General features: G+C 65.8%; 22 protein-coding genes and 1 pseudogene. 9 read left to right on the forward strand and 14 right to left on the reverse strand.

The window, feature by feature from the left end:
• Nucleotides 1–27: 27 nt before the first annotated feature.
• The 5 genes from AC25MA_RS10240 to AC25MA_RS10260 form a co-directional block, all read right to left on the reverse strand.
• A complete protein-coding gene (locus AC25MA_RS10240; protein ID WP_028688656.1) occupies nt 28–1050 on the reverse strand; it encodes a DUF5924 family protein in 1023 nt (340 codons plus the stop codon).
• Nucleotides 1051–1124: 74 nt separating this feature from the next.
• A complete protein-coding gene (locus tag AC25MA_RS10245) occupies nt 1125–2531 on the reverse strand; it encodes a M16 family metallopeptidase (RefSeq protein WP_288519566.1) in 1407 nt (468 codons plus the stop codon).
• Between the two features lie 31 nt (nt 2532–2562).
• Nucleotides 2563–4221 (reverse strand): Na/Pi cotransporter family protein, encoded by a 1659-nt coding sequence (locus tag AC25MA_RS10250; protein ID WP_062359966.1) that lies wholly within the window; start codon nt 4219–4221, stop codon nt 2563–2565.
• Nucleotides 4222–4484: 263 nt separating this feature from the next.
• Entirely contained in the window at nt 4485–5255 is a 771-nt protein-coding gene (locus tag AC25MA_RS10255) for a TerC family protein (protein WP_028688653.1), read from the reverse strand.
• Nucleotides 5256–5328: 73 nt separating this feature from the next.
• Nucleotides 5329–6636 carry a CitMHS family transporter gene (locus AC25MA_RS10260; RefSeq protein ID WP_028688652.1) on the reverse strand — a complete coding sequence of 436 codons (1308 nt, stop codon included), beginning with the start codon at nt 6634–6636 and terminating at the stop codon, nt 5329–5331.
• A 269-nt stretch (nt 6637–6905) separates the two neighbouring features.
• On the opposite strand from AC25MA_RS10260, the gene AC25MA_RS10265 reads away from it, so the two are divergent.
• Entirely contained in the window at nt 6906–7307 is a 402-nt protein-coding gene (locus AC25MA_RS10265) for a GFA family protein (protein ID WP_182321968.1), read from the forward strand.
• A 38-nt stretch (nt 7308–7345) separates the two neighbouring features.
• Here the strand turns inward: AC25MA_RS10265 and AC25MA_RS10270 are convergent, their stop codons facing one another.
• The 6 genes from AC25MA_RS10270 to AC25MA_RS10295 form a co-directional block, all read right to left on the reverse strand.
• A complete protein-coding gene (locus AC25MA_RS10270) occupies nt 7346–9304 on the reverse strand; it encodes a DUF7844 domain-containing protein (protein WP_486971994.1) in 1959 nt (652 codons plus the stop codon).
• On the reverse strand, nt 9301–9621 hold the full coding sequence (locus AC25MA_RS10275) for a DUF2388 domain-containing protein (RefSeq protein WP_011531558.1): 321 nt from the start codon (nt 9619–9621) through the stop codon (nt 9301–9303). Before AC25MA_RS10275 ends, AC25MA_RS10270 begins: the two co-directional genes overlap by 4 nt.
• Before the next feature lie 36 nt (nt 9622–9657).
• Nucleotides 9658–9951 carry a DUF2388 domain-containing protein gene (locus tag AC25MA_RS10280; protein ID WP_062359958.1) on the reverse strand — a complete coding sequence of 98 codons (294 nt, stop codon included), beginning with the start codon at nt 9949–9951 and terminating at the stop codon, nt 9658–9660.
• A gap of 81 nt (nt 9952–10032) precedes the next feature.
• The gene (locus tag AC25MA_RS10285; RefSeq protein WP_028688648.1) at nt 10033–10350 is read right to left on the reverse strand and encodes a DUF2388 domain-containing protein; all 318 of its coding nucleotides are present in this window, start codon (nt 10348–10350) and stop codon (nt 10033–10035) included.
• 297 nt (nt 10351–10647) lie between these two features.
• A complete protein-coding gene (locus AC25MA_RS10290) occupies nt 10648–10860 on the reverse strand; it encodes a DUF1127 domain-containing protein (RefSeq protein WP_028688647.1) in 213 nt (70 codons plus the stop codon).
• A gap of 342 nt (nt 10861–11202) precedes the next feature.
• Nucleotides 11203–12591: a NorM family multidrug efflux MATE transporter gene (locus AC25MA_RS10295; protein ID WP_050703226.1), complete on the reverse strand. Its 1389-nt coding sequence runs from the start codon at nt 12589–12591 to the stop codon at nt 11203–11205.
• A gap of 157 nt (nt 12592–12748) precedes the next feature.
• On the opposite strand from AC25MA_RS10295, the gene AC25MA_RS10300 reads away from it, so the two are divergent.
• The 3 genes and pseudogenes from AC25MA_RS10300 to AC25MA_RS10310 all read left to right on the forward strand — a co-directional run bounded on the left by AC25MA_RS10300 (nt 12749) and on the right by AC25MA_RS10310 (nt 15839).
• Nucleotides 12749–13678 (forward strand): LysR substrate-binding domain-containing protein, encoded by a 930-nt coding sequence (locus tag AC25MA_RS10300; protein WP_028688645.1) that lies wholly within the window; start codon nt 12749–12751, stop codon nt 13676–13678.
• Between the two features lie 181 nt (nt 13679–13859).
• Nucleotides 13860–14972, forward strand: a pseudogene (locus AC25MA_RS10305) (Cache 3/Cache 2 fusion domain-containing protein); the annotation flags it as partial.
• Between the two features lie 135 nt (nt 14973–15107).
• Nucleotides 15108–15839 carry a methyl-accepting chemotaxis protein gene (locus AC25MA_RS10310; RefSeq protein WP_486972011.1) on the forward strand — a complete coding sequence of 244 codons (732 nt, stop codon included), beginning with the start codon at nt 15108–15110 and terminating at the stop codon, nt 15837–15839.
• A gap of 121 nt (nt 15840–15960) precedes the next feature.
• Here AC25MA_RS10310 and hglS read toward each other — a convergent pair whose 3' ends face one another.
• Together hglS and AC25MA_RS10320 are read right to left on the reverse strand one after the other, a co-directional pair.
• The gene (hglS, locus tag AC25MA_RS10315; protein WP_486971995.1) at nt 15961–17346 is read right to left on the reverse strand and encodes a 2-oxoadipate dioxygenase/decarboxylase HglS; all 1386 of its coding nucleotides are present in this window, start codon (nt 17344–17346) and stop codon (nt 15961–15963) included.
• Between the two features lie 140 nt (nt 17347–17486).
• Nucleotides 17487–18377, reverse strand: coding sequence for a LysR family transcriptional regulator (locus AC25MA_RS10320; protein ID WP_028688642.1), 891 nt, complete (start codon nt 18375–18377; stop codon nt 17487–17489).
• A gap of 136 nt (nt 18378–18513) precedes the next feature.
• On the opposite strand from AC25MA_RS10320, the gene amaB reads away from it, so the two are divergent.
• Together amaB and amaA are read left to right on the forward strand one after the other, a co-directional pair.
• Entirely contained in the window at nt 18514–20004 is a 1491-nt protein-coding gene (amaB, locus tag AC25MA_RS10325) for an L-piperidine-6-carboxylate dehydrogenase (protein WP_062359953.1), read from the forward strand.
• Between the two features lie 147 nt (nt 20005–20151).
• Nucleotides 20152–21438, forward strand: coding sequence for an L-pipecolate oxidase (amaA, locus tag AC25MA_RS10330; protein ID WP_197866825.1), 1287 nt, complete (start codon nt 20152–20154; stop codon nt 21436–21438).
• A 95-nt stretch (nt 21439–21533) separates the two neighbouring features.
• On the opposite strand, the gene AC25MA_RS10335 is transcribed toward amaA, so the two are convergent.
• Nucleotides 21534–22961 carry a mechanosensitive ion channel family protein gene (locus AC25MA_RS10335; protein ID WP_062359949.1) on the reverse strand — a complete coding sequence of 476 codons (1428 nt, stop codon included), beginning with the start codon at nt 22959–22961 and terminating at the stop codon, nt 21534–21536.
• A 258-nt stretch (nt 22962–23219) separates the two neighbouring features.
• Between AC25MA_RS10335 and ycaC the strand changes: the two genes are divergently transcribed.
• The 3 genes from ycaC (at nt 23220) to AC25MA_RS10350 (ending at nt 26578) form a co-directional block, all read left to right on the forward strand.
• Nucleotides 23220–23849 carry an isochorismate family cysteine hydrolase YcaC gene (gene ycaC, locus AC25MA_RS10340; protein ID WP_028688638.1) on the forward strand — a complete coding sequence of 210 codons (630 nt, stop codon included), beginning with the start codon at nt 23220–23222 and terminating at the stop codon, nt 23847–23849.
• Nucleotides 23850–23974: 125 nt separating this feature from the next.
• A complete protein-coding gene (locus AC25MA_RS10345; protein ID WP_028688637.1) occupies nt 23975–24541 on the forward strand; it encodes an antibiotic biosynthesis monooxygenase in 567 nt (188 codons plus the stop codon).
• A gap of 66 nt (nt 24542–24607) precedes the next feature.
• Nucleotides 24608–26578 (forward strand): amidohydrolase, encoded by a 1971-nt coding sequence (locus AC25MA_RS10350; protein ID WP_486971996.1) that lies wholly within the window; start codon nt 24608–24610, stop codon nt 26576–26578.
• Nucleotides 26579–26583 lie beyond the last annotated feature (5 nt).

Below are 26583 nucleotides of genomic sequence, written 5' to 3' on the forward strand. Positions count from 1 at the left end.
GGAGGGCTGCACAGCAGCCCCAGCCCTTCACTGCGCAGGCGCGCCGTCGACCACCTTGAAGCGCAACACCCCGATCACCTGCCCGTCCTCGGTCAGCACCCTCACCTGCCACTTGCCCACCGGATTGGGCGGGAAGTTCTGCTTGTGGGTCCAGGCCCGGTAGCCTTCCTTGCGCCCGCCGTGGATATCCAGGGCGATACGGTCCACTTCCTTACCGTCCAGCTGCCACACATGGTAGATGCGCTCGTTCAGGCCACGGGGCGCGTTGATGGCGGTATAGGCGTAAAGTCCGCCGCTGCGGATGCGGCTGGCGGCCACTTCGTCCAGCGAGGCGCCCGGCTGGCGGTTGAGCACTTCGGTGCTGATCGCCACGTCGGTCATCCACAGCGTGGCCGGCGGTACCCAGGAGCGCAGCAGCCAGCCGCCGCCACCGACCGCCAGGGTCACCAGCACCAGAGCCACGCCGCGGCGCCAGTTGTTGATCGGGAAGCTGCTGGCCAGGCTCGGGAACGACAGCACCATGGCGGCGATCAGCGCCAGCTTGAAGCTCTGCGCGGTGGTCAGGTGGAGGATGATCGGCAGCGCCGTGAGCATCGCGGCGAACAGCGTCAGGGTGTGCAGTGCGAGGAACAGCCAGCGGCGTGGCGCCAGCCACTTGTGGTACAGCGGGTCGACGATCGAGATCAGCCCGGCGGCGCCGAGCAGGCCGGTGAAGATCAGCTGGCCGCTGTTCCAGGTGGTGGTGATGAAGAAGAACGGCAGGACGAAGAACAGGCTTTCCTGGTGGATCATCTGCGTCGCGAAGCGCAGCAGGGGCTGCGGGATTTCGCGCTTGAAGGTGCGGGCGAACAGCTCGGTGAGGGTGTTCTCCAGCATCAGCCAGATCCAGCTGACCAGCATGACGATGGCGATCCAGCTGGCCAGGCCGGCCTGGCGGTCGACCAGGATAAAACTGCCGATCCCCGAGAGGAAACCGTAGAGCGCGATGATGCCGGGGTAGCGTTTGAGCAGTTCGATGATGCGCAGGATGAAGCCGGGGATCGGGGGCATGGGTTTACAACAGGAAGAGGCGTGTTCGAGGCGTCCGGGACGTGGACGCTGTTGGCTGACAGGATACCGCCGAATCACGGCTCCCGTGTAGCACCACTGGGGCGCTTGGCCAGCACGCGGCGCCGACGGATCAGCCCCGCAGCCAGGATCAGCCCCAGCAGCAGCGCCACCAGACCATACAGTTCGTCATACCCCAGCAACGGCTTCTCGATGCGCAGGTACCCCGGTTCCTTGAGCAGTTCGCGCAGCGCCGCGTCGGCTTGCTTGAGGCTGACCTGGCGCAGTTGCCGCACCGGATCGGTGAAACGCCCGTCCACGTAGGCGTTGAGCGCCCCCCAGTAGTAGTCGGCGAGCGCCGCGTTGCCCTGGGTGGTCCAGCTTTCCCGGGCAATCGCCGCCTCCTTGATCCGGGCGAAGGTGTCCGGGTCCAGACCGTGCTTGCGTAGGTGGTCGAACAGTTCCCCGAGCACCTTCAGCGCCGCGTCGAGGTCCTGGCGCTCAAGGTCGGCATTGAGGCTGAGCATCCCACTGTCGCCGAAGCTTTCGCGTTGCACCGACGGGCCATAGGACAGGCCGTGACGCAGGCGCAGCTGGTCGTACAGCGCCCAGTCCAGGTAACGCGAAAGCAGCTCGAGGGTCTGGTCATGGCCCTCTTCCAGCGTCGGCTCGATGAACAGCCAGTGCAGCTTGACGTTGTCGCCCAGCCAGCCGCGGGTCAGGTCGCGGCGCTGCTCGGCCTGCTGGCTGATGCTCTCCAGGTTGCGGCGTTCCCCGGGTTCGGTGGCCGGCAGCTCGCCGAAGGTGCGCTCCAGATAGGCCGGCAGCAGGCGGTCGAGGCCGCCGACGACGATCAGCGACATGTTGTTGGCCACGTACCAGTGCTCACGCAGTTGCCGCACCTGCTCCAGGGTCATATCGTCGAGGCTGGAGCGCTCGGGGCACTTCAGGCCCAGCTCGGTGGCCAGTTGGTCGCTGGCCGGGTGGCCGATGTCCTGGCGGTCGAGCCAGCGCTGCAGGCGGCCGTAGTGCCCGCCGTCCTCGCGTTCGATGATCTTCTTCGCCGTGGCCAGCGCTTTTTCGTCGATGCGGGTGTCACGAATGATCGCCAGCAGCAGGTCGAGCACCTTGCGCTGGTTGCGCGCCGGGGCCTCGATGACGAAGGTGGTGTCGGCGCTGCTGGTGAAGGCGTTCCATTCCCCGCCCAGGGCCTGCATGCGCTCTTCCAGGCCGCCCTCGCCCGTCTCGTCGATCCCGCTGAACAGCAGGTGCTCGAGCAGGTGCGGCAGTTCGCGCTGGTCGCAATCGAAGTCGTCCAGGCCCACGCCAACCACCAGGCGGATCGACACATGGTCGCGCTCGTAGCCAGACTTGAGGATCACTTGCAGGCCGTTGGGCAGCAGGTAGCCCTCGACCCGCGAGCGGTCGAGGGCGAGCGTGGGCAGGCTGAGGATCAGCAGGCAGGCGAACAACAGGCAACGCATAGGCGAGCTTCGGTCTCCGGGGTGTCTGGGCTCAGGGCTGGCGGGCTTCGTCCGGCACGCTGTCGAGCATCAGCCCGCCGGTATCGGTGCCGCCCAGTACCACATAGGCACTGCTGCAGAACAAAGAGTTCAAACGCTTCATGTCGGCAATGAGCTCCAAGTGTAGCGAACTGGTCTCGATACTCTGCACCACTTTACGTTGCAGGCGGCTGACATGGGCATGGGCCAGACGCCGTTCCTGGGCGCGGAAGCGGCGTTTCTCGCGCAGCAACTGGTGCGCGCTCTGCGGGTCGGCGCTGAGGAATACCGAGAGGCCCAGGCGCAGGTTTGCCAGCAGCTGCTCCTGCAGTCCGGTCAGTTCCTCGAGGCCGACCTGGGAGAACTCCCGACGCTGCGAAGTCTTCTGCTGCTGGACCTTGCGCAGCATGCGCTCGATCAGGTCGCTGGCCAGCTTGAGGTTGATCGCCAGCTCGATGATCTCCGCCCAGCGCCGGTTGTCCTGCTCGCCAAGATCCTCGCGGGGCATCTGTGCCAGGTACAGCTTGATGGCGTTGTACAGGGCCTCGGCGTCCTCGCCCAGGGCACGCACCTGTTGTGGCATGGCGGTCTGGGTGCCGCGTAGGGCGCCGAGCATGGCGTCAAGCAGGCTGTCGACGATATCGCCCAGGCGCAGGGTTTCGCGCACGGCGTTGGCCAGGGCCAGGCTGGGCGTGTTCAGTGCGGTCGGGTCGAGGTGGCGTGGCTGGTGGTGGCCGTTGCCGTTGTCGCGCTCGGGCAGCAGGTAGTTGCACACCCGGCCCATGGGGTTGACCGTCGGCAGCATCAGCAGGCAGCGCAGGGTGTTGTAGAGCAGGTGGAAGCCGATCACCAGCTCCTGCGGGCTGAAGCTCAGGCTGTCCATCCATTCCACCAGCGGGTGCAGTACCGGGATGATCAGCAGCAGGCCGATGATCTTGTACAGCAGGCTGCCCAGCGCCACCCGGCGCCCGGCGCTGTTCTGCAGGCTGGTGGTGAGGAAGGCGAGCAGGCCGCTGCCGATGTTGGCGCCGATCACCAGGCCGATGGCCACCGGCAGGCTGATTACCTCGGCGCCGGCCAGGGTGGCGGTGAGCAGCACGGCGGCCAGGCTGGAGTAGGAAATCATGGCGAACAACGCGCCAATCAGGGCGTCGAGCAGGATGTCTCCGGTCAGCGAGGCGAACAGTACCTTGACCCCCTGGGCATGGGTGATCGGCGCGGCGGCGTGGACGATCAGTTGCAGCGCCAGGATGATCAGGCCCAGGCCGATGCCCACCCGGCCCAGTTGGCCGGCGCGGGTCTGCTTGCGCGAGAGGAAGAAGATCACCCCGAGGAAGATCAGCAGTGGCGACAGCCAGGACAGGTCGAAGGTCAGCACCCGCGCCATCAGCGCGGTGCCCACGTCAGCGCCGAGCATGATCGCCAGGGCCGGGGTCATGGCCATCAGGCCCTGGCCGACGAACGAGGTGACCAGCATGGCGGTGGCGTTGCTGCTCTGCACCATGGCGGTTACCAGGATCCCGGCGATGAACGCCAGCGGACGTTTGTTCATGTTCTGGCCGAGCACCCGGCGCAGGTTCGAGCCATAGACCCGCAGGATACCGGTCCGCACGATATGGGTGCCCCACACCAGCAATGCCACGGCGGAGAGCAGGTTGAGCAGAGTCAGCATGGTCGGGCCCCCTTTTTTCTTCTATGCCCCTGTGCGGGGCCAATGGGTACAACGGTGAGCCTGGCCCGGGGGTGGGCTGGTTTTTTCAGTGCTCACTGAAGCTTTAGTTGTTTTGCGCGATGGGTGCCAGCTTGGCATGACTGAAATCTATTTGAAACACGGGTGCCTGTAGGAGCGGCCCTGTGTCGCGATAGGGGGCGCTCCTACAGGGACGTGGATGCGAAAAGGGCCCCGAAGGGCCCTTTTGTACTGCGCTCCTGATCTTACTGACCGGGAATGTCCTTGCGCAGTTTCACCGGATCGTGCTCCTTGCCCTTCTTGCGCGCCAGCGCCGTGCGCATGCGGATGTTGATCGCTTCAACCGCCAGCGAGAAGGCCATGGCGAAGTAGACATAGCCCTTCGGCACGTGAACATCGAAAGATTCGGCGATCAGCACGGTACCAACGACGATCAGGAACGAAAGCGCAAGCATCTTCAGCGACGGGTGCTTGTCGATGAAGTCGCTGATGGTGCCGGCGCAGAGCATCATCACCAGCACCGCGACGATGATCGCGGCGATCATCACCGGTACGTGGGAGACCATGCCCACCGCAGTGATCACCGAGTCCAGGGAGAACACGATGTCGATGATGGCGATCTGGATGATGGTGTAGAAGAACTTGCCGCCCGCCCCTTTCGGCGCATCCGCGCTCTCGTCCTCGCCTTCCAGGCCGTGGTAGATCTCCTGGGAGCTCTTCCACAGCAGGAACAGGCCGCCGAAGAACAGGATCAGGTCGCGCCCGGAGATGCCCTGGCCGAGCACATGGAACAGGTCGTCGGTCAGGCGCATGACCCAGGTGATCGACAGCAGCAGCATGATCCGCGTGACCATGGCCAGGGCCAGGCCGAAGATCCGCGTGCGCGGCTGCATGTGCTTGGGCATGCGGCTGACCAGGATCGAGATCATGATGATGTTGTCGATCCCGAGCACAATCTCAAGCGCGGTGAGGGTGAAAAAGGCAACCCAGATTTCCGGGCTGGTCAGCCATTCCATGTGTATTCCTTCGAGCGTTAAAGGCAAAGCGCCCAAGAGGCCGGGCGCTTTGCAGTTGGATGATGCGCTTGTATTACAGACTGCTGAACAGCGGGAAAGTCCCCAGTGCCAGCGCGCCGGCCATTATGCACAAGCACACCAGCACTGCCCACTTGAGGGTGAAGCGCTGGTGGTCGCCGAACTCGATGCCGGCCAGGGCCACCAGCAGGTAGGTGGAGGGTACCAGCGGGCTGAGCAGGTGCACCGGCTGTCCGACGATCGACGCGCGAGCCATTTCCACCGGGGTGACGCCGTAGTGGCTGGCGAACTCCGACAGCACCGGCAGCACGCCGTAGTAGAAGGCGTCGTTGGACATGAAGAAGGTGAACGGCATGCTGACGATCGCGGTGATCACCGCCATGTACGGGCCGAACGCTTCCGGGATCACCGCCAGCAGGCTCTTGGACATGGCGTCGACCATGCCGGTGCCCGACAGAATGCCGGTGAAGATGCCGGCGGCGAAGATCAGCCCGCTGACGGCCAGCACGCTGGAGGCGTGGGCGGCGATGCGGTCCTTCTGCTGCTGCAGGCACGGGTAGTTGACGATCATGGCGATGCTGAAGGCAATCATGAACAGCACCGGCAGCGGCAGCACGCCGGCGATCAGCGCGACCATCAGCGCTGCGGTCAGGGCACCGTTGAACCAGATCAGTTTCGGCCGGCGCGCTTCGGGGAACTGCGACACGCTGATCTCGCTGTGGTCGATGTCGTCGGTCGGCAGGTGCAGCTCGCCCAGGCGGGCACGCTCGCGCTTGCCGTACCAGTAGGCGATGGCCAGGATCGCCGCCACGCCGAAGGCCATGGCCGGGATCATCGGTACGAAGATGTCCGACGGGTCCACGTGCAGGGCGCTGGCGGCGCGGGCGGTGGGGCCGCCCCACGGAGTCATGTTCATCACTCCGCCGGCGAGGATGATCAGGCCGGCCATGATCCGCGGGCTCATGCCCAGGCGGCTGTACAGCGGCAGCATGGCGGCGCAACAGATCATGTAGGTGGTGGCGCCGTCACCGTCGAGGGACACCACCAGGGCCAGCACCGCGGTGCCGACCGAGACTTTCAGCGGGTCGCCCTTGACCAGCTTGAGGATCTTGCGCACGGCCGGGTCGAACAGGCCGGAGTCGATCATCAGGGCGAAGTAGAGAATGGCGAACATCAGCATCACGCCGGTGGGCGCGAGCTTGCTGATGCCTTCGAGCATCATTGGGCCGATCTTGGCGGAAAAGCCACCGAACAGGGCGAACAGGATCGGTACCAGGATCAGCGCGATCAAGGCCGACAGGCGCTTGGTCATGATCAGGTACATGAAGGTGATGACCATGGCGAAGCCGAGGAAGGTCAGCATGGCGGTACTCCAGGCGTGGCGCGGCGAAAGGAAGGACGATTCGGGCGGATCAGCGCGTCAGGCGCTGCGCGAGGAGCAGGCGGAGGGATACTGCGAGAAGGCGGGCACAGGAAAACATCAGAATCACCATTGTTGTTGTTGATTGGGCCGGGGCGCGGAGGTTTCCGGGTGCCCTGGCTGGCCGGTCTGCTGCCGGTGGTGGCGCTATCCTATGTGGGCAAGCTTTCAGCCAGCTTTCGCCTGCGCTCAGGCGACGGGAGGTCATTTCGATGGTGGATGTCGTGGAAGGCGGGTGTCATTGCGGGGCGTTGCGCTACCGGCTGCAGGCCGATCTGGGCGATGTCGCCCATTGCCATTGCTCGATCTGCCGGCGGGTCAGCGGCGGTACGCTGCTGACCTGGGTCACCCTGCCCCTCGCGGGTTTCCAGTGGCTGGCGGGCTCGCCCCAGCGCTACATGGCGCCGCAGAGCTGCAGCCGGTATTTCTGTGGCAACTGCGGGGCGCACGTGGCGCTGGTGACCGCGCATAGCCCTGAAACGATCGATGTGACGGTGGCGACGCTGGATCACCCGGAGCGGGTGCCGGCCAATCGGCATATCTGGGTGGGGAGCCGGTTGCCATGGTTGCAGGTGGATCAAGGGTTGCCGGAGGAGGACGAGGAAAGCCTGTAGGGCATTGTGCTACCTCTGTTCGGCCTTATCGCCATGCGCTAGGGCAGCTGCAACCCCCCGGCCGCCTTGTGCAACGCCCGCAGATGCTCGCCCACCTGCTTGATATTGGCCTCCACGGCCTTGATCTCCCTGCCCCGTTCCGGCCTCAGCAGCGCCCTCACCTGCTGGTCCAGGTCGGTGCTCAGCCGTAGCAGCTGCGCCTGGCGCTCGCTGCTCACCTGCTCCAGCTGCTTGCGCTCGGCAGGCTGCGGCAGGCCATAGCCCCCTGCCCCCAGCAATTCCGCCGGGCGGCTGAGGAAGCCGCTGTTGGCCAGCATCGCCTGCAAGGTTTCGTTGGCCTTGTCGAAGCTGCCGTCCTTGAGCGCCCGGCCATTCAGGTAGCGTTGCTTGACCTCGTCCTGGGCCAGCAGCAGCTGGCGGCGCAGGCCGGCCTGCTCGAGCAGCAGCAAGGCCGCGCTGGTACGCAGGTCGGCGCGGTCGAACCATTGGCGGCGCTGCTCGGCGTCCAGCGCCAGCCAGTCTTCCACGCTCGTCTGCTTGATCGGCAACTGCTTGCGCAGCACCTCGAACATTGCCTGGTAGCGGTCGCGATAAGAGTCGAAGCGATAACCCAGGCGCAGTGCCTCGCGCGGGTCGTCGAGCACGTGGGTATCGGCCAGTCCCCTGCCCTTGAGTACCTCCAGCAAGCCGTTGGGCATGATGCTGTCAAGGTCGTTCAGGCGCGGGTTGCCGGTGCCGCTGCGCAGTAGCTTGAGCGATTCCACGGCGCAGTTGTTGGACAGGAAGTAGTAGTTACCGTCGTAGCTCCAGTGCATCTCGGCGGCCTGGCGCACCAGGTTCTCGATCTCGCCGCGGCTGAGCTTGAGCGGCACCGAGGCCAGGCTGCGCAGCTCGGTCTTGGTGTATTCGTCGATCACCTGCCCCAGCGGCAGCACGAACAGCCGCGAGGGATAGGCGCCGGTCAGGCCGTCCCAGCTGGACAGCTGCACGTCGTTGACGAAGGCGCGGTACGACAGCACCAGGCTCTGGTCCAGGTCCAGGCGGCAGGCTGGACCGCGCGGGCGGCCCGGGGCGCAGATCACCAGGCGCAGCATGCTGTGGCCCCAACGGCTGACCCAGTTCTGGTTGGCTTCGGCCAGCAGGTAGTCCACCTCGTAGACCCGCTCCGGGTCGATCTCACCCAATGGCTGGCGGGCGAAATCGTTGCCGGCATTGAGGAACGGCAGGCCCCTGGCGCAGGTGTCCTGTTGCGGCGCCCAGCCGAAATGGTCGCGCAGGTACTGGTTTAGCGCAGGGCGACGGCAGCCGTAGCTCGGGTCGAGGAGGAAGTATTCCATGTTGACCGCGATGAACTCTTTCGGGCTGCTCAGCTCGTAGGGATCCGGGCTGCGCACCAGCTGGCCGTTGTGCTGCTCGCGCTCGCCGCGCCGGCCGACGTACTGTGGCCAGCCGGCCAAATCCAGCAGGCGCGGGTCGTCGCTCAGGGTAAAGCGGCGTTCGGCCTGACCACGGCAGTCCTGCGGCAGCCCGACCTTGCCCAGAGCGCCTTGCTGGCGCTTGCAGCGGCTGATCAGCTGGCGCTCGGCGTCCGGCCACAGGCGCGCGCGGTCATAGATATGGGTGAGTTCGTGGAGCACGGTGGCCAGCAATTCCTCGCGGACCGTGCCGTGGGGACGGTTGGTCTTCTCGCGGGCGGCGCTGCCGTCGACCAGGCCCGGCAGCAGGCGCCGGTTGAGTTCCAGGCTGGCCACCGGAGAAGCCTGGCCGTAGGCGTCCTCGGGCATGCGCTCGGTCCAGCCGACCAGGATTTGCCGGTCCAATTGCTGTTTGAAGCGCGGTGGCAGCTTGGCCATGGCTTCGTCGAGCAACGTCTGGGTCGCCTGCTGTTGTGCAGGGTCGAGGCCGTCGCGCTGCAGCACCAGCTGCAGGTCGGCCAGGGCGGGCGTGCCGAGCAGCGTCAGGGCGCAGCCCAGCAGCCAGGCACGCACGCGCTTCACAGGGCGAGGATGGCTTCGGCCAGCACCTGGTCGCTGGCGTCACGGGCCTCGGGGACGCGGGCGCGCAGGGTGTCGAAGGCGGCCTCGAGCTGGGCGCCGCGGATATCACCGTTGCTGGCGACGAAGCTGGCGGCGTCGTCGTGGGCTTCACGCACCACTTTCGAGTCGCGGATCGAGGTGGTGGTGTCGGAGGTGAAATCGATCGAACGGCCAAAGGCGCGGACGATGATGTTGCTGGTGGCCACCAGGGTGTGGGCCTGGGCCAGGTCGGCGAGCAGCAGCATGCCGAGGGTGGCGGCGATCAGCGGTTTACGCATGGAGCATCTCCGGAAGTACAGGGGAGTCGAATGTAGTTATTGGACGAGAATCGCTTCGGCCAGTTCACGGTCGCCGACGCAAGGCCGGGCCAGGTCCTGGTGCAGCATGTCCAGCGCCGCCTGCAGGCGCGCGCCGCGGATCCGGCCGTCGCTGGCGACGAATGCGGCAGCGTCGTCACGGGCGGCGGCGACCAGCTTGCGGTCGAACGGCGCGGCGGTAACCTGGCTGGTGACGTAGCCGCTGATGACCAGGCTCTGGGTGGTGGTATCCATGGCCTGGGCGCTGCTCATGCAGGCCAGGGCGAACAGTGAAGGCAACAGGTAACGCATGGGCGGTCTGGCGATGATCTCGGGCTGCGAAGGCTACCCCGGATCCACGGGCGGGGCCAGTGAATCCGGGCGGTGCGGGGCTCAGATGGCGAGGATGGCGCGGGCCAGTTGCGCGTCGCTGGCCTGCAGCTCCGGCAGTTGCTGGCGAATATGCGCGAACGCGCTCTCCAGCTTGGCGCCGCGAATGGCGCCGTCGCTGCCAACGAAGCTGGCGGCATCGTCACGGGCGGCCTTGACGATCTTGTCGTCGCGGAACGAGGAGGAGATGTCGGAGGTGGCGTCGGTGGAGGCGGCTACTGCGCCTACCACAGCGTCGGTGGTGACGACGAAGCTGGTGGCATTGGCCGCGCCGGCGAGCGACAGCAGCAAGGCGGCGCCAAACAGGTGATAACGGGACATGGTCGGGGACTCCTGCACAGGGTCTGGATGGTTCTGCTTATCGGACGCTCGCTTGGCTCGTCACGGTACTTTTCTCTGCCAGGCGCGTAAGACAAGCGTAACACGCGCTGGTTCGGCCATTTGGCTCGAGAAAAGATCACAAATAGTAACTGTGCCTGTCGATTTGTAAGTTATAAAAACTGTTATGTTTGGTCGTGCGAATGCTCTAGTCCGGGCCTTGAAACAAAAAACCCGCCGCAGTTTCCTGCAACGGGTTCTTGTGAGTTTGCGGTGCCGGCCTGGGCCGGCGTCCGGCGCTTAGCGCCAGAACGGCTTGCTCAGCTCTTCGTAGCGCTGCGACTCGCTGATGCCGGCGTCAGCCAGCAGGCGGGAGTCCAGGCGCGCCAGCTGGCGGCGGCTGGCCATGCGGCGCTGCCACAGTACCAGGGTGGACAGGACGCGCAGCGGCAGGGCGGCGTTGGAAGCTTGGGCTTTTTCGAAAACCAGGTCGGAACTGAGGGTACGTTCCATGATGTGTCATCCTTCCGCTTGTGGCGGCATTAGGGAGTGATTTAACTGGTGCCCATCTTCCTCTTCTCTCGTCCAGAACAGTAGGTACAGTTCAGGTGTATTGTGAGGGGGCAGTTAACTGTTTGAAGGGACTGTTGCACTTGTTATTGGCAAAACTGTACTGGTGTGCGCTTTTTTGGTGCGGTTTTGTGGAGGTAGTAGGGAAGTGGTGAACAGAAAGTGATGTTTATGGCGGTACAGTAGTACAGTTTTAGACGGTTTTTACTTCAAGGTGTTCGACGGTACAGTTGCAGCGCCAGGTACTTGTCCGCCATCACGTGATCCCCAGCGCCCCCAAACCCCTCAAACCGACACCGCCGCCCCCCGCGCCCGCTCTGCCTTGCCCAGCAACCGCTTCATCCGCCACTCAAAGCCGAACGTCAACGCCACCGCCGCGCAGGCCAGGCCCAGCGCCAGCCCCCACCAGATCCCCTGCGCGCCGCCGCCGAGGTTGAAGGCGAACAGCCACGCGCTCGGCGCACCCACCAGCCAGTAGCACACCAGGCCGATCAGGAAAGTGGTCTTGGCGTCCTTCAGGCCACGGATCGAGCCCATGGCGATGGTCTGCACGCCATCGAATAGCTCGAACCATGCCGCCACCATCACCAACTGTACCGCCAGCATGAAGATCGCCGCGAAGGCCGGGTCGTTACGGTCGATGAACAAACCAACCAGGGCGTCCGGCAACAACCAGAACAGTGCGGCGAAGGCGAACATCAGCGAGGCACCGAAGCCGATACCCACGCGCCCGGCGCTGCGAGCCGCCAACAGGTTGCCGGCACCATAGTAGAGGCCGACGCGCATGGTCACCGCATACGAAAGACCGGTCGGGACCATGAATGCGGTCGAGACGATCTGCAGTGCGATCTGGTGCGCCGCCAGTTCCGTGCTGCCCAGCACGCCCATGCACAGGGCGGCGAAGGCAAACAGGCCCACTTCGACCATATAGGTACCGCCAATCGGCAGGCCCAGCCGCCACAGCTCGCGCAGTGCCGGCAGGGAAGGGCGCGACAGCCCCTTGCGCAGCGGGTAGGCGGCATAGGCCTTGTGCCAGCGAATATAAAGCGCGAGGGCGATGGCCATGCCCAGGGTCACCACGGCGGTGACCAGGCCGATGCCCATCAGCCCGAGCTTGGGCAGGCCGAACATGCCCTCGATCAGCGCATGGTTGAACAGGTAGTTGAACACTGTGCCCACCAGGCTGATGACCATCACCGGGGTCGAGTGACCCAGGGCGCTGGTGAAGCCGCGCAGGGCCATGAAGGTCATGTAGCCGGGGAGGGCGAGCGGCAGCAGGGTGAGCAGCTGCATCGCCGAGTCGACGTTCTCCGGCTTCTGGCCGAACAGCAGCAGCACTGGCTTGAGGTTCCACATCACCAGCGCCGAGACCAACGCCAAGCCCCAGGCCAGCCACAGGCCGCTCTGGGCCAGGCGGGTGACGCCCTCGGTGTCGTTGGCGCCCTTGCGGATCGCCACCAGCGTGCCGACCGCGGCGATCACACCCAGGCAGAAGATCGACACGAACGAATAGCTCGCCGCGCCCAGGCCGCCACCGGCCAAGGCCTGCGGGCTGATGCGGGCCATCATCAGGGTATCGGTGAGTACCATCAGCATGTGCGCCAACTGCGAGGCGATCAGTGGCCCGGCCAGGCGCAGCAAAGCCTTGAGTTCAGTGGTGGGCGCGACATGCATGGGGGCGGTCCTTCTGGATGAGTCGGGGAAGCGAGCCGTCGATTCTGAGGCCTCGGTCAGCTTTGCACAAAAGGATAAATGCGATCACAGGCATGAGCCTGACTCATGGATGTATGATCCTGTGCATCCGACCTACGCCCCGCCTAACAGGTGCGCCATGACCCGCCAACTGCCTCCGCTCTATGCGCTGCGCGCATTCGAAGCTGCCGCCCGGCTCAGTTCGTTCACCCGTGCCGGTGAAGAACTGTCGATCACCCAGAGCGCGGTCAGCCGGCATATCCGCACCCTTGAGGAGCATTTCGCCTGCCGCCTGTTCATACGCAGCGGGCGAAGCCTGCAACTGACCGAAGCCGCGCGCATGCTGCTGCCCGGTGTGCGCGACGGCTTCGCGTCGCTGGAGCGGGCCTGCGATACCTTGCGCGGCGAGGACGACATCCTGCGCATGAAGGCGCCCTCGACCCTGACCATGCGCTGGCTGCTGGCGCGCCTGAGCCGTTTTCGCCACCTGCAGCCGGGCAACGAGGTGCAGCTGACCAGCGCCTGGATGGATGTCGATCATGTCGACTTCAACCAGGAGCCGTTCGACTGCGCGGTGCTGCTCAGCGATGGCAGCTTTCCGGCAGACTGGGAGGTGCGCCGGCTGTTCTCCGAGTTGCTGATCCCGGTGGGCGCGCCGGAACTGCTCGATGACGCGCCCTGGGACGAACGGCGCCTGGCGGGCATCGAACTGCTGCACCCCACGCCGGACAAGCGTGACTGGCGTGCCTGGCTGGCGCGCATGGGGCTGACCGACAAGGTCTCGCTCAAGGGCGGGCAGGTGTTCGATACCTTGGAACTGGGCATGATCGCCGCGGCACGGGGCTATGGGATCTCCATGGGCGACCTGCTGATGGTGGCCGAGGACGTGGCCCAGCGCCGGCTGAGCCTGCCCTGGCCGACTGCGGTGGCCAGTGGCATGGACTACTACCTGGTGTGGCCGCGGACCCGGCCGGGCGGGGAGCGGCTGCGCAGGTTGAGTGTGTTCCTGCAGGAGGAGGCGGCGGCAATGGACCTGCCGGTTGTGCAGGTACTGTCGGCGCAAGGTTGATAACCATCGCGGGCCACAGCAAGAAAACGTTTGCGAATATCCCGGTCCAGCACTCAAGTATTTCCTACAGACGCCGATCAACTTGCACCAGCGTCCCGGAAGAGGACGCGATTCCCCGTCGATATGCAGCGGGCGGTCAGCGTGATCAGGACGATCCCGGCCTCTTGCCAGGAGCCTTGCCATGTCTCAACCGCGTGCCCGAATCGCCTCGCAGCTCGGGATCGCCCTCGCCATCGTGCTGGCGCTGGTGATCACCGGTAGCACCCTGTTCGCCCTGCGTTCGCTGGACGACGCCAACCTCACCACCCGCCAGGCGCATCTGGCCAGCGAGGCGCGGCTGCTGGCCGACCAGCTCGACACCTTCCACGGCTCGCTCAAGGACAACACCCAGCGCCTGAGCGGCCTGTTCGAGCGCCGATTCGCCTCGGGGCTGGCGCTGCACGCCGGTGAGACGGTCAACGTCGCCGGTGCCGCGACACCGGCGCTGTACCTGGGCGACCACCTGCTGAACAACGATTTCCGCCAGGTCGACGAGTTCCAGCAGATGACCGCCGGGGTCGCGACCCTGTTCGTGCGCAGCGGCGACGACTTCGTGCGTATCAGCACCAGCCTGACCAAGCAGGACGGCAGCCGCGCCATCGGCACCCAGCTCGATCGCCAGCATCCGGCCTACGCCAAGCTGATGGCCGGGCAGACCTACGTCGGCCGCGCCGTGCTGTTCGAGCGCAACTACATGACCCGTTACGTGCCGGTGCGTGACGGCGGTGGCCGGGTGATCGCGGTGCTGTTCGTCGGCTTCGACTACACCGATGCGCAGAACGCCCAGTTCGCCAACCTCAAGCGCTTCCGCATCGGCCAGACCGGCTCGCTGGCGTTGCTGGACGAGCAGGGCAAGTGGCTGGTGCCGCCGGCCGAGGTACGTGACGGCGAGGCGGCTGCCCAGGCGGTCAAGGCGCTGAAACCGGGGGCAGGGCAGTTCTGGGCCGGTGCCGGCGAGCTGGTGTTCAGCGTCACCGAGCCGTTCGCCGAGGGCCCGTGGACCGTGGTGGCAAGCATGCCCGAGGGCGAGATCCGCGACGTGACCTGGAGCGTTGGCCTGCGCCTGGCCATCGGCAGCGTGCTGGCGATGCTGCTGGCCGTGGCCGCCACCCTTTGGTTGCTGCGCCGTAAACTGCGCCCGCTGGGCGACCTGGTGCGCCAGGCCGAAGCCCTCGGCGCCGGCGACCTGAATGCTCGCCTGAGCGTCACCAGCCATGACGAGATCGGCCAGCTGGCCCGCAGCTTCAACCAGATGGGTGAGGCCCTGGCGACCATGGTCGAGCATATCCGTGCTGCCTCCGACCAGGTCAGTGGCCGTGCCCGCTCGTTGTCGGGCCTGTCGTCCGGTGCCTGCGAGGGCATGGACCAGCAGTCCGGCGAGATCACCAGCATGGCCGGCGCGGTGGAGGAGTTCAGCGCCACGTCGATGAACATCGCCGACAACATGGCCGGCACCGAGCGCATGGCCCGCGACAATGCCCAGCAGACCCGCTTCGGACGCAGCGCCATGGACGAAGCCTCGGTTTCCCTGCGGCAGATCGCCGAGGCCTTGGGTGGCACCGCCAGAGTGATGGACACCCTGGGAGCCCGTTCGCAGGAGATCGGTGGGATTGTCGGCGTGATCACCTCGATCGCCGAGCAGACCAACCTGCTAGCGCTGAACGCCGCCATTGAGGCGGCGCGGGCCGGCGAGCAGGGCCGTGGATTTGCCGTGGTCGCCGACGAAGTTCGTGGCTTGGCCGCGCGCACCCGCCAGGCCACCGACGAGATCTCGGGCATGATCGCCAGCATCCAGCAGCAGACCGGCCATGCCATCAGCACGTTGGAGCAGGGCAATCAGCTGATGCAGGAAGGCCTGGCACGCAACGACAAGGTGGCCGAAGCCCTGGCGCGCATCGACGAGCAGAGCCGGGTGGCGGGCGAGCAATTCGCCGTGATCAGCACCGCGACCCAGGAGCAGAGCAGCACCGCGACGGTGCTCAGCCGCAACCTGCAGAGCATCGCCCAGGCCAACAGCGAGCAGCGTGATGTGGCCAATGAACTGGCCATGACGGCCCGCGAGCTGGAGGGGCTGGCGGGGCAGTTGCGCCAGGAAGTGGATCGGTTCCGCACTCACCGCTAGTGCACTGGGGCTGCCTTGCAGCCCTTGCGCGACACAAGGCCGCTCCAGGCGAGCGCGTTCCCATGTAGGAGCGGGCTTGTGTCGCGAACGGGCCGCAACGCGGCCCCAGCGGTTTCAAATACTACAGCGTCCCCAGCCCCAACGCCTGCGCACACGCCTGCAACGACCGGCGCTCGCTCTGCGCATACAGCGCCAGCTCATCCTGCACCTGCAACCCCAGCGCCTGCTCGAAGGCCTCACGGTTGGCGTTGCTGCCATAGTCGGCCTGGCCATCGTCCCCCAGGTTGGACTGGAAGATCCCTGCCGCGCTCACCGGCAGGAAATCCTCGTACACCAGCGCCTCGAAATGCACGTGCCCGGCGTCGATCAGCCCCTGCAGGGTGGTCGGGCGATCCTGTTGCCCGCGCTCGGCCAGGCCTTTCTCGGTGGCGAAGAAGCGAAAGTACGCCAGCCCCTGCTCGCGCATCTGCCCCAGGTCATCCGGAAACTCGGCGAAGTGCTCCGCGAGCAGCGCCCTGTATCGCTCGGCATTGGCCTCAGCCGGCGCGCCGCCCAAAGCTTCACGGGTCGCATCCAGCAGCCGGTCGTACAGCTGGCGCCCCTTGGGCGTCAGCGCCGCGCCGCGCTGTTCAATCTCGCCGAAACGCGCCGTGTGGCTGCCCTGGGCATCACTGAAGGCGACCTTCTCCTGCAGGGCCTTGAAGCTGGTCTGGCGTAGCAGTATCGGCTGGCGCCGGGTGGGCGGTCCCTCGACCACGGCCTTGGGCGGAATACCCTTGGCCGGCATGCCGAGCTGGATCGCGTCGATGTCCAGGGTGCGCGGGGTCAGGTGGTTGATATGCGGGCCTTTGAACGCCACCACGTCGGCGATCAGCCGGTGCTGGTCGTGCAACTGCTGGTACTGCTCGGCGCTGACCGTGGCGTCCTGGTGCCAGCGGAAGGTGTGCAATGCCTCCTGGACGAAGGCCTCGGCATCGCTTGCGTCCAGGCCGCCGTCGCGTTCGCATTGGGCGATCAGCTCGAGCACGCGGGGGGTGAAGATCTGCCGTTTCTCCAGGATGCCCCGGGCCAGTGCGCGCAGTTGCGGGTTGTCGATCAGCTCCAGGCGCAGCAGCGAGGTGAACACGCGGAACGGGCTGATGTGCAGCGACTGTTCATGCACGGCGCGAAACGCGGTGGAGTGCACCGGCACGCCAGCCGAGCTCAGGTCGTAGTAGCCGACCGGCTGCATGCCCATCACCGCGAACAGGCGGGCGATGGTGGCCAGTTCCTCGGCGGTGCCCACGCGGATGGCGCCGTGGCGTTCCTGGTCGAGGCGTTCGATCTCGCCGGTCCAGCGCAGGGCCTCGGCCACCTTGGGCTGTGCGGCCATGACCTGTTGGTTGGTCTCGCTCACCAGCTCAAGCAGCGTGCCGTACAGGGGGACTTCCTGCTTGTACATGAGCGACATGGCGGCAGAGAACTGCGCGCGGATGCTGTCGGGGCTGACGAAATCATGGGCGGGCATCGCAAGCTTCCTGGGTGAGTGGAGGACACTTACATGAAAACTGGGAATGGAGCTGGCGTACAAGCGAAAAAAAGTGCGGGTTTCATTCCATAATTGATCGACCTTGAGGACCATGGGGCCGCAAAGCGGCCCCGGCAATCTCAAGCCTGCAACTGTTCGCGAACCCACTCCACCAACGCCCGCACCTTCGGCACTTCCGCCGCATGCTCGGCATACGCCAGATAATGCGCGCCACTGCTCTTCATCGCATGGTCCCAGGCCAGCACCAGGCTGCCCTCGGCCAGCTCCCGGGCCACCAGGTACCGCGGCACCAGCGCCACCCCGCAACCCGCCTGCGCCGCGCTCAAGGCCATGTAGAAGGTGTCGAAGCGCGGCCCGTGGTAGCTGTTGTCGGTGTGCAGCCCTTGCTCCAGGAACCACGCGTGCCAGGCCTCCGGGCGCGAGGTGCTCTGCAGCAATACCAGCTCCGCCACCGCGCCCGCGTCAGGCAGCGTGCGGCCTTGCAACAGCTCCGGCGCGCACACCGGCACCACCTCTTCGCCGAACAGCTCGACGCAGGTCGCCCCCGGCCAGGTGCCCTGGCCATAGAAGAACACCACGTCGGCCGACCCCTGCAGCAGGGAGAACGGCTCCATCTCGTTGCGGATATCCAGGTGGATGTTCGGGTGGCGCTTGCCGAAGCCTTTTAGGTGCGGAATCAACCAGCGCACGCCGAAACTCGGTTGAGTGGCTACCTTCAATACTTCGGTCTGCGAGCCATAGCTCAGGACATAGCGGCTGGACATGTCCACCTGGGTAAGGATCTTGTTCACCTCGGCCAGGTACAGGCTGCCGGCGGGGGTTAGCTGCAAGCGTCGACGGATGCGCAGGAACAGGTGGTGACGCAGCATCTCCTCGAGCTGCGCCACCTGCTTGCTCACCGCGCTCTGGGTCAGGTGCAGCTCCTCGGCGGCGCGGGTGAAGCTCAGGTGGCGGGCTGCGGCCTCGAAGCACTGCAGGGCGGTCATGGACGGAACCAGGCGTTTGGACATAAGCGGTCTCGGCGGCTGAAATCATTACCTGGCGGAATGATATGCGGAATAAAGGTCGTTTGTTGCACCTGTGTAATCGGATTAATACTGACCCACATCCTTTTCCACCCCTTCACCCGATGAAAGGAGAAGCACAATGGTTGCTGCACTGCTCGAGCGTCTTGGCGTTGCCGCCGCGGCTCACACCCAGGGCGACTACCCTGTTCACACCCCGATTGACGGCAGCCGCATCGCCTCGGTGAAACTGCTCGGCAAGGCCGACACCATTGCCCGCATCGACCAGGCGCAACAGGCCTTCGAAACCTGGCGCAGCGTGCCGGCCCCACGTCGCGGCGAGCTGGTGCGCCTGTTCGGCGAGGTGCTGCGCGAACACAAGGCCGACCTCGGCGAACTGGTCTCCATCGAAGCCGGCAAGATCACCCAGGAAGGCCTGGGCGAAGTGCAGGAAATGATCGACATCTGCGACTTCGCCGTCGGCCTGTCGCGCCAGCTGTACGGCCTGACCATCGCCTCCGAGCGTCCGGGCCACCACATGCGTGAAACCTGGCACCCGCTGGGCGTGGTCGGGGTGATCAGCGCCTTCAATTTCCCGGTGGCGGTATGGGCGTGGAACACCGCGCTGGCGCTGGTGGCCGGCAACGCCGTGGTGTGGAAGCCATCCGAGAAGACCCCGCTGACCGCCCTGGCCTGCCAGGCACTGTTCGACAAGGCCGTGAAGGCCTTCGGTGATGCGCCGGCTGGCCTGGCGCAACTGGTGATCGGTGGTCGCGAAGCCGGCGAAGCCCTGGTCGACGACCCACGCGTGCCGCTGGTCAGCGCCACCGGCAGTACGCGCATGGGTCGTGAAGTCGGCCCGCGTGTCGCGGCGCGATTCGGCCGCAGCATTCTCGAGCTGGGCGGCAACAACGCCATGATCCTGGCCCCGAGCGCCGACCTCGACCTGGCCGTGCGCGGCATCCTGTTCTCCGCCGTCGGCACCGCCGGCCAGCGCTGCACCACCCTGCGCCGTCTTATCGTTCACCGTTCGATCAAGGACGAAGTGGTCGCCCGCGTCAAAGCCGCCTACGGCAAGGTGCGCATCGGTGACCCGCGCAAGGACAACCTGGTCGGCCCGCTGATCGACAAGCAGTCGTTCGATGCCATGCAGGGCGCGCTGGCCAAGGCCCGCGACGAGGGTGGCCAGGTGTTCGGTGGCGAGCGTCAGCTGGCCGAGCAGTACCCGAACGCCTACTACGTGTCGCCGGCCATTGCCGAGATGCCGGCCCAGAGCGACGTGGTCCGCCACGAGACCTTCGCGCCGATCCTCTACGTGTTGGCCTACGACGACTTCGAAGAGGCCCTGCGCCTGAACAACGAGGTGCCGCAAGGCCTGTCGTCGTGCATCTTTACCACCGACATTCGCGAGGCCGAGCGTTTCCAGAGCGCCTCGGGCAGCGATTGCGGCATCGCCAACGTCAACATCGGCACCAGCGGTGCTGAGATCGGCGGGGCGTTCGGGGGTGAGAAGGAGACCGGTGGCGGGCGTGAGTCCGGGTCGGACGCCTGGAAGGGCTACATGCGCCGGCAGACCAATACCGTGAACTATTCGCGTGAGTTGCCGCTGGCGCAGGGCATCGTGTTCGATTGATGATCGTGGGCGGGGGCTGACGCCCCCGAATCGCGACACAAGGCCGCTCCCACAGGGTTCGGCGCAATTCCTGTGGGAGCGGCCTTGTGTCGCGAAAGGGCTGCGAAGCGGCCCCAGAGGCAATAAGAACAATTGCTGGAGCCGGCCATGTCCGAACTGCGTCAAGAATGTCTGTGGGAACACGTCACCCAGCCGACCGTCGCCGCCCAGGCCCTGGCCGGCGAGCACAAGGCCGATGTCTGCGTGATCGGCGGCGGCATCACCGGCTTGTCGGCGGCGATCCACCTGCTGGAGCAGGGCAAGTCGGTGATCCTGCTGGAAGCCTGGAAGATCGGCCACGGCGGCTCCGGGCGCAACGTCGGCCTGGTTAACGCCGGCACCTGGATCCGCCCCGACGACGTCGAGGCCACTCTCGGCCACAAGCAGGGCGCCCGCCTGAACAAGGTGCTCGGCGAGGCCCCGGGTGAAGTATTCGCCATGATCGAGCGCCTGGGTATCGACTGTCAGGCCCGGCATCAGGGCACCTTGCACATGGCGCACAACGCCACCGGCATCGCAGACCTCGAGGCCCGCCACCAGCAGTGGACCCGGCGCGGCGCCGACGTCGAGCTGCTGACCGGCGCGCACTGCCAGGAATACTGCGGTACCGACAAGATTTCCGCCGCGCTGCTCGACCGCCGCGCCGGCACTATCAACCCCATGGGCTATACACAAGGCCTGGCCGCCGCCGTGAACCGGCTGGGCGGCAAGCTGTTCCAGCAGTCCTCGGTAGAGGGCCTGGAGCGTGATGGCGACGCCTGGCGAGTGAAGACCGCACGCGGCGCGGTGCGTGCCGACAAGGTGGTGATCTCCACCGGCGCCTACACCGAAGGCGACTGGAGCAACCTGCAGAAGCACTTCTTCCGCGGCTATTACTACCAGGTCGCCTCCAAGCCTCTGCATGGCGCCGCCGCCGACAAGGTCCTGCCCCATGGCCAGGGCTCGTGGGACACCCGCACCGTGCTCAGCAGCATCCGCCGTGACGACCAGGGCCGCCTGCTGCTCGGCAGCCTCGGCCGGGTCGACAACAAGCCGGCGTGGTTCGTGCGCAGCTGGGCCGACCGTATCCAGAGCCACTACTACCCGGCGCTGGGCAAGGTCGAGTGGGAGATGCACTGGACAGGCTGCATCGACTTCACCCCGGATCACCTGATGCGCCTGTTCGAACCGGCGCCGGGGCTGGTGGCGGTGACCGGCTACAACGGGCGCGGCAACACCACCGGCACGGTGATCGGCCGGGCGTTTGCCGAGTTCCTGCTCAAGGATGATCCGGACAGCCTGCCGATTCCATTCTCGCCGATGAGGCCGGTGAGCGCGCCGTCGCTGCGCACGGCGTTCTACGAGTCGGGGTTCTCGCTGTATCACGCGGGGCAGTGTCTGCGGGTGGTGTTGTAATCGCTATCGCGGGGCAAGCCCGCTCCCACGCTGTGCAGGCTGGATAATCCTTGGGGCAGCCAGGAACGTGGGAGCGGGCTGGCCCCGCGATTGGCTCACTTATGCAACCAGCTCAGGAACCCACCTTTCTTCACCACCGCCGGTTTCTGCAGCAGCAGTGACTCGCGCTTCTGCCGGCGGAACCGCTGCAGCTTGGTCAGCGCCGACTTCACATCACCACTCTCGGCCAGGCAACCGCGCACCTGTTCCTTGTCGATGCGATAGAGCATGCAGCCGCTCAGGGCGCGGAACTCGACCGGCGAGGCCTCGTCGTCCACCAGCCCCTCCAGCCCCAGCACCTCCCCAGGCCCCATGCGCCCGCCTTCGATCAACCGCTCGCCATCGCGTACCGAGGCCAGCACCACGCCACGGCTGATCAGCAGCACATGCTCCGAGCGCTCGCCGATGCCCAGGATGACCTGGTCGGCCAGGTACTCCACCGTGGTCATGCGCTGGCTCAGGGCATCGCGCTCTTCGTTGCTCAGTGAGCGGAACACCCGCACTTCGTCCAGCAGTTCGCGCTGGCGACTGCGCACGGGGGCGCCAAGCTCGGTGTTCCAGGTCACGCCGCTGGCCTCCAGGTGGCGGTGGGCCAGGTCGAACAGCTGGTTGCGCACCTCGGTCTTGCGCGACATCTCGGCGATAAAGCCGCTGGCTTCGTACTCCACCGACTCCAGACTCGAAGCTTTCACCGTGACCTTGGGCGCCGGCTTGTCGAGCAGGATGCTGGTGCCCTGCAGGGTCTTTTCCAGCGCATCGAACACCCGCTGCGGACGCACCTTGGCCGGCACCACCACGCTGATCGACACCCCATGCACCTCGGCCGGGCGGCTGAAGTTGAGGATCTTGGCCTTGGCCGCCACTGAATTGGGGATGACCGCCAGGCTGCTGTTGCCGGTGATCAGGCGGGTGGCGCGCCAGTCGATGTCGACCACCTTGCCCTCGGTGCCGTCGATCGAGATCGAGTCACCGATCTGGTAGGGCCGCGTGGTGTTCAGCACGATGCCGGAGAACACGTCGGCCAGGGTGCTCTGCAACGCCAGGCCGATGACGATGGCCATCACCCCGGAGGTCGCCAGCAGGCCCTTGACTGGGAGTTGCATCACATAGGCCGCCGCCGCCACCGCCGCGACCAGGAAGATCAGCGCCCCGACCACATCCTGCAGCAGGCGCCCGCCGTGGCTGCCGCGTGCCACCAGCAGCAGGCCGAACACCACCGTCACCGTGCGCGCGGCGAACAGCCACCAGCCGATCGCCAGCACCGTGGCCATCAGGTTGCGCGGCACATCGTCGGCCCAGGGCGGCGGTTGCAGCGGGCTCATGCCCGCCGTCAGCAGCACCGAGCTAAACACGAGGAAGCACACCAGCCGCGTGGCGATGCGCCAAGCCCGGTGGTGCAGCGGAATCAGCTGCCAGAGCAGCAGGTCGAGCAGGATCAGCAAGGTGCCGAGCAACAGCGGGTATGACTGGATGAACGCCAGCATGGTGGTCTCGGTGCGGGGGAGGGCTGTGGGTAGTAATAGAGCAGGTTGGGGTAGCGGGCAATGGCTGTCTGCGGGTATCGCAATCGCGGGGCAAGCCCGCGATAAGGCCAGAAAACGTGGCGCCTATCCATCGTTCGTAGAATAGAACGCTACAGCCAAATTTCGCTATCTACCGCCACAAAGGTTCCGGTTTTAATCTTCTCCCATCAACGCGAAACACCCACCCCACTGAAGATCGAAACCCAAGGAGCACCGGCAATGAACAACTTCAAATACAACCGCCTGAACAAAGACGACGCCGCCGTACTGCTGGTCGACCACCAGGCCGGCTTGCTGTCCCTGGTCCGCGACATCGAGCCGGACCGCTTCAAGAACAACGTGCTGGCCCTGGCCGACCTTGCCAAGTACTTCAACCTGCCGACCATCCTCACCACCAGCTTCGAGCAAGGCCCCAACGGCCCGCTGGTGCCGGAGCTGAAAGAGCTGTTCCCGGATGCCCCGTACATCGCCCGCCCAGGCCAGATCAACGCCTGGGACAACGAAGACTTCGTCAAGGCAGTAAAGGCCACTGGCAAGAAACAGCTGATTATCGCCGGCGTGGTGACCGAAGTGTGCGTGGCCTTCCCGGCGCTGGCGGCTCTGGAAGAGGAGTTCGAGGTGTTCGTGGTCACCGATGCTTCCGGCACCTTCAACGAAATGACCCGCGACGCGGCCCACAACCGTATGAGCCAGGCCGGCGCGCAACTGATGACCTGGTTCGGCGTGGCCTGTGAGCTGCACCGCGACTGGCGCAACGATGTCGAAGGGCTGGCGGCGCTGTTCTCCAACCACATCCCGGACTACCGCAACCTGATCACCAGCTACAACGCCCTGACCGCCGGCAAGTAAGCCGCCGCCAGCCTGGCACCCGCGAGGGCGATGGTGCCAGGCAAGGCAGCACACCTATCCAATCCAGCGCTCGTCTGCTGTTGCACAGTGGATGCAGGCCAGCTCATCTCCAGGGAATGACAGCGATGAACACCGCAACCGAAGGCAACCGCAGCGTCGTCACGCTGGTGATCCAGCACAAGGTCCGTGCCCAGGCGCTGGCGCGCTACGAAACCTGGCTCAAGCGCGCCGTGACTACCGCTCGTCAACAGCCCGGTCATCTGGACGTCAATGTCATCCGCCCGGACGACGGCGGCCGCCACTTCACCACCGTGGTGCGCTTCGCCGACGCCGGCCTGCTGCAGGCCTGGGTCAACTCTGCCGAGCGCCAGGCGCTGATCAGTGAAGTGCTGCCACTGCTGGAAGACGGCGATCAGACCCAGGTGCACGATGACCCGGAGTTCTGGTTCACCCCGCCCAGCGTCGGCGCCGCGCAACCGCCGCGCTGGAAACAGGCCCTGCTGACCTACCTGGTGATCTGCCCGATGACCCTGGTCATTCCCCAGCTGCTGGCGCCGCTGTTTGCTCGCTATCCGCTGCTGGGTGGCCAGATCACCGGCAACTTGGTCACCAACCTGTTCGTCATCCTGCCTGTGGTGTTCTACATCATGCCCTGGGTGACGCGCCGCTGTGCCGGCTGGTTGCGCCGCTGAGCGCCCGCCGTGATCCATTGCTAGCCTTCAACCGCCTGCCGATCACCCACCCGGACGGAGAGCACCATGAGCCAGGACCCTACCGACCAGAGCCGCCGCAAGTTCCTCGCCACCAGCACCGTGCTCGGTGCCGCCGGCGCGCTGTGGAGCGCATTGCCGTTCACCGATTCCGCCCGTGCCGCCCTTTCAGGAGATCCCATGAACGCCGACCTCATCTTGTTCAATGGCAAGTTGCACACCGTTGACCGCGAGAAACCCACCGCCAGCGCCGTCGCCATCAAGGACGGCAAGTTCCTCGCCGTGGGCAGCGACGCCGAAGCCATGGCCCACAAGGGGACCGCCACGCAGATCATCGATCTCAAGCAGCGCACGGTGATCCCCGGCCTCAACGACTCGCACCTGCACCTGATTCGCGGTGGCCTGAACTACAACCTCGAACTGCGCTGGGAAGGCGTGCCGTCGCTGGCCGACGCCCTGCGCATGCTCAAGGACCAGGCCGAGCGCACGCCGACCCCGCAGTGGGTGCGCGTGGTCGGCGGCTGGAACGAGTTCCAGTTCGCCGAGAAACGCATGCCCACGCTGGAAGAGATCAACCAGGCCGCGCCGGACACCCCGGTGTTCCTGCTGCACCTCTACGACCGTGCGCTGCTCAACCGCGCCGCGCTCAGGGCGGTGGGCTACACCAAGGACACGCCCAATCCCCCAGGCGGCGAGATCCAGCGCGACAAGTTCGGCAATCCCACCGGCATGCTCATCGCCCGGCCCAACGCCACCATTCTCTATGCCACCCTGGCCAAGGGGCCGAAGCTGCCGCTGGAGTACCAGGTCAACTCCACCCGCCAGTTCATGCGCGAGCTCAACCGCCTCGGCCTGACCAGCGCGATCGATGCCGGTGGCGGCTACCAGAACTACCCGGACGACTACCAGGTGATCCAGGAACTGGCCAACAACAACCAGTTGACCGTGCGCATTGCCTACAACCTGTTCACCCAGAAGCCCAAGGAAGAACTGGCTGACTTCAAGAACTGGACGCAGAAGGTGAAGCCCGGCGACGGCAACGACTTCTTCCGCCACAACGGTGCCGGCGAAATGCTGGTGTTCTCCGCCGCCGACTTCGAGGACTTCCTCGAGCCGCGCCCGGACCTGCCGCAGACCATGGAGCAGGAGCTGGAGCCGGTGGTGCGTCACCTGGTCGAGCAGCGCTGGCCGTTCCGCCTGCACGCCACCTACGACGAGTCGATCTCGCGCATGCTCGATGTGTTCGAGAAGGTCAACCGCGACATCCCGTTCAATGGCCTGCCATGGTTCTTCGACCATGCCGAAACCATCACCCCGCAGAACATCGAGCGAGTCCGGGCACTGGGCGGTGGCATCGCCATCCAGGACCGCATGGCCTTCCAAGGTGAGTACTTCGTTGACCGTTATGGCGCCAAGGCCGCCGAGCACACCCCGCCGATCAAGCGCATGCTCGACATGGGCGTGCCGGTGGGGGCGGGGACAGATGCTACCCGGGTCTCCAGCTACAACCCGTGGACTTCGCTGTACTGGATGGTCAGCGGCAAGACCGTCGGTGGGCTGGAACTGTATCCGCAAGGCCTGAGCCGCGAGACCGCGCTGCAGCTGTTCACCCATGGCAGCGCCTGGTTCTCCAGCGAGCAGGGCAAGAAGGGGCAGATCAAGGTCGGCCAGCTGGCGGACCTGGCGGCGCTGTCGCTGGACTTCTTCAGCGTCGATGAAGAGGCGATCAAGGGCATCGAGTCGGTGCTGACCGTTGTCGACGGCAAGGTGGTGTACGGCGCCGCGGAGTTCGACAAGCTGGGCCCAGCGCAGGTACCGGTATTGCCGGAGTGGTCGCCGGTGGCCAAGGTGCCGGGGCACTGGCGCGCCGGTGCGCCGATGGCGGCGGCGCTGCACCAGTGCGTCGGGCCGTGCGGGGTGCATGCCCACAGCCATGAGAAGGCGCGGCATTCCAGTGTGCCGGTGAGCGATTACCAGGGGTTCTGGGGGGCGCTGGGTTGTTCCTGCTTTGCCTTCTGATGGCC

This window comes from Pseudomonas sp. P65(2024) (assembly GCF_057480955.1).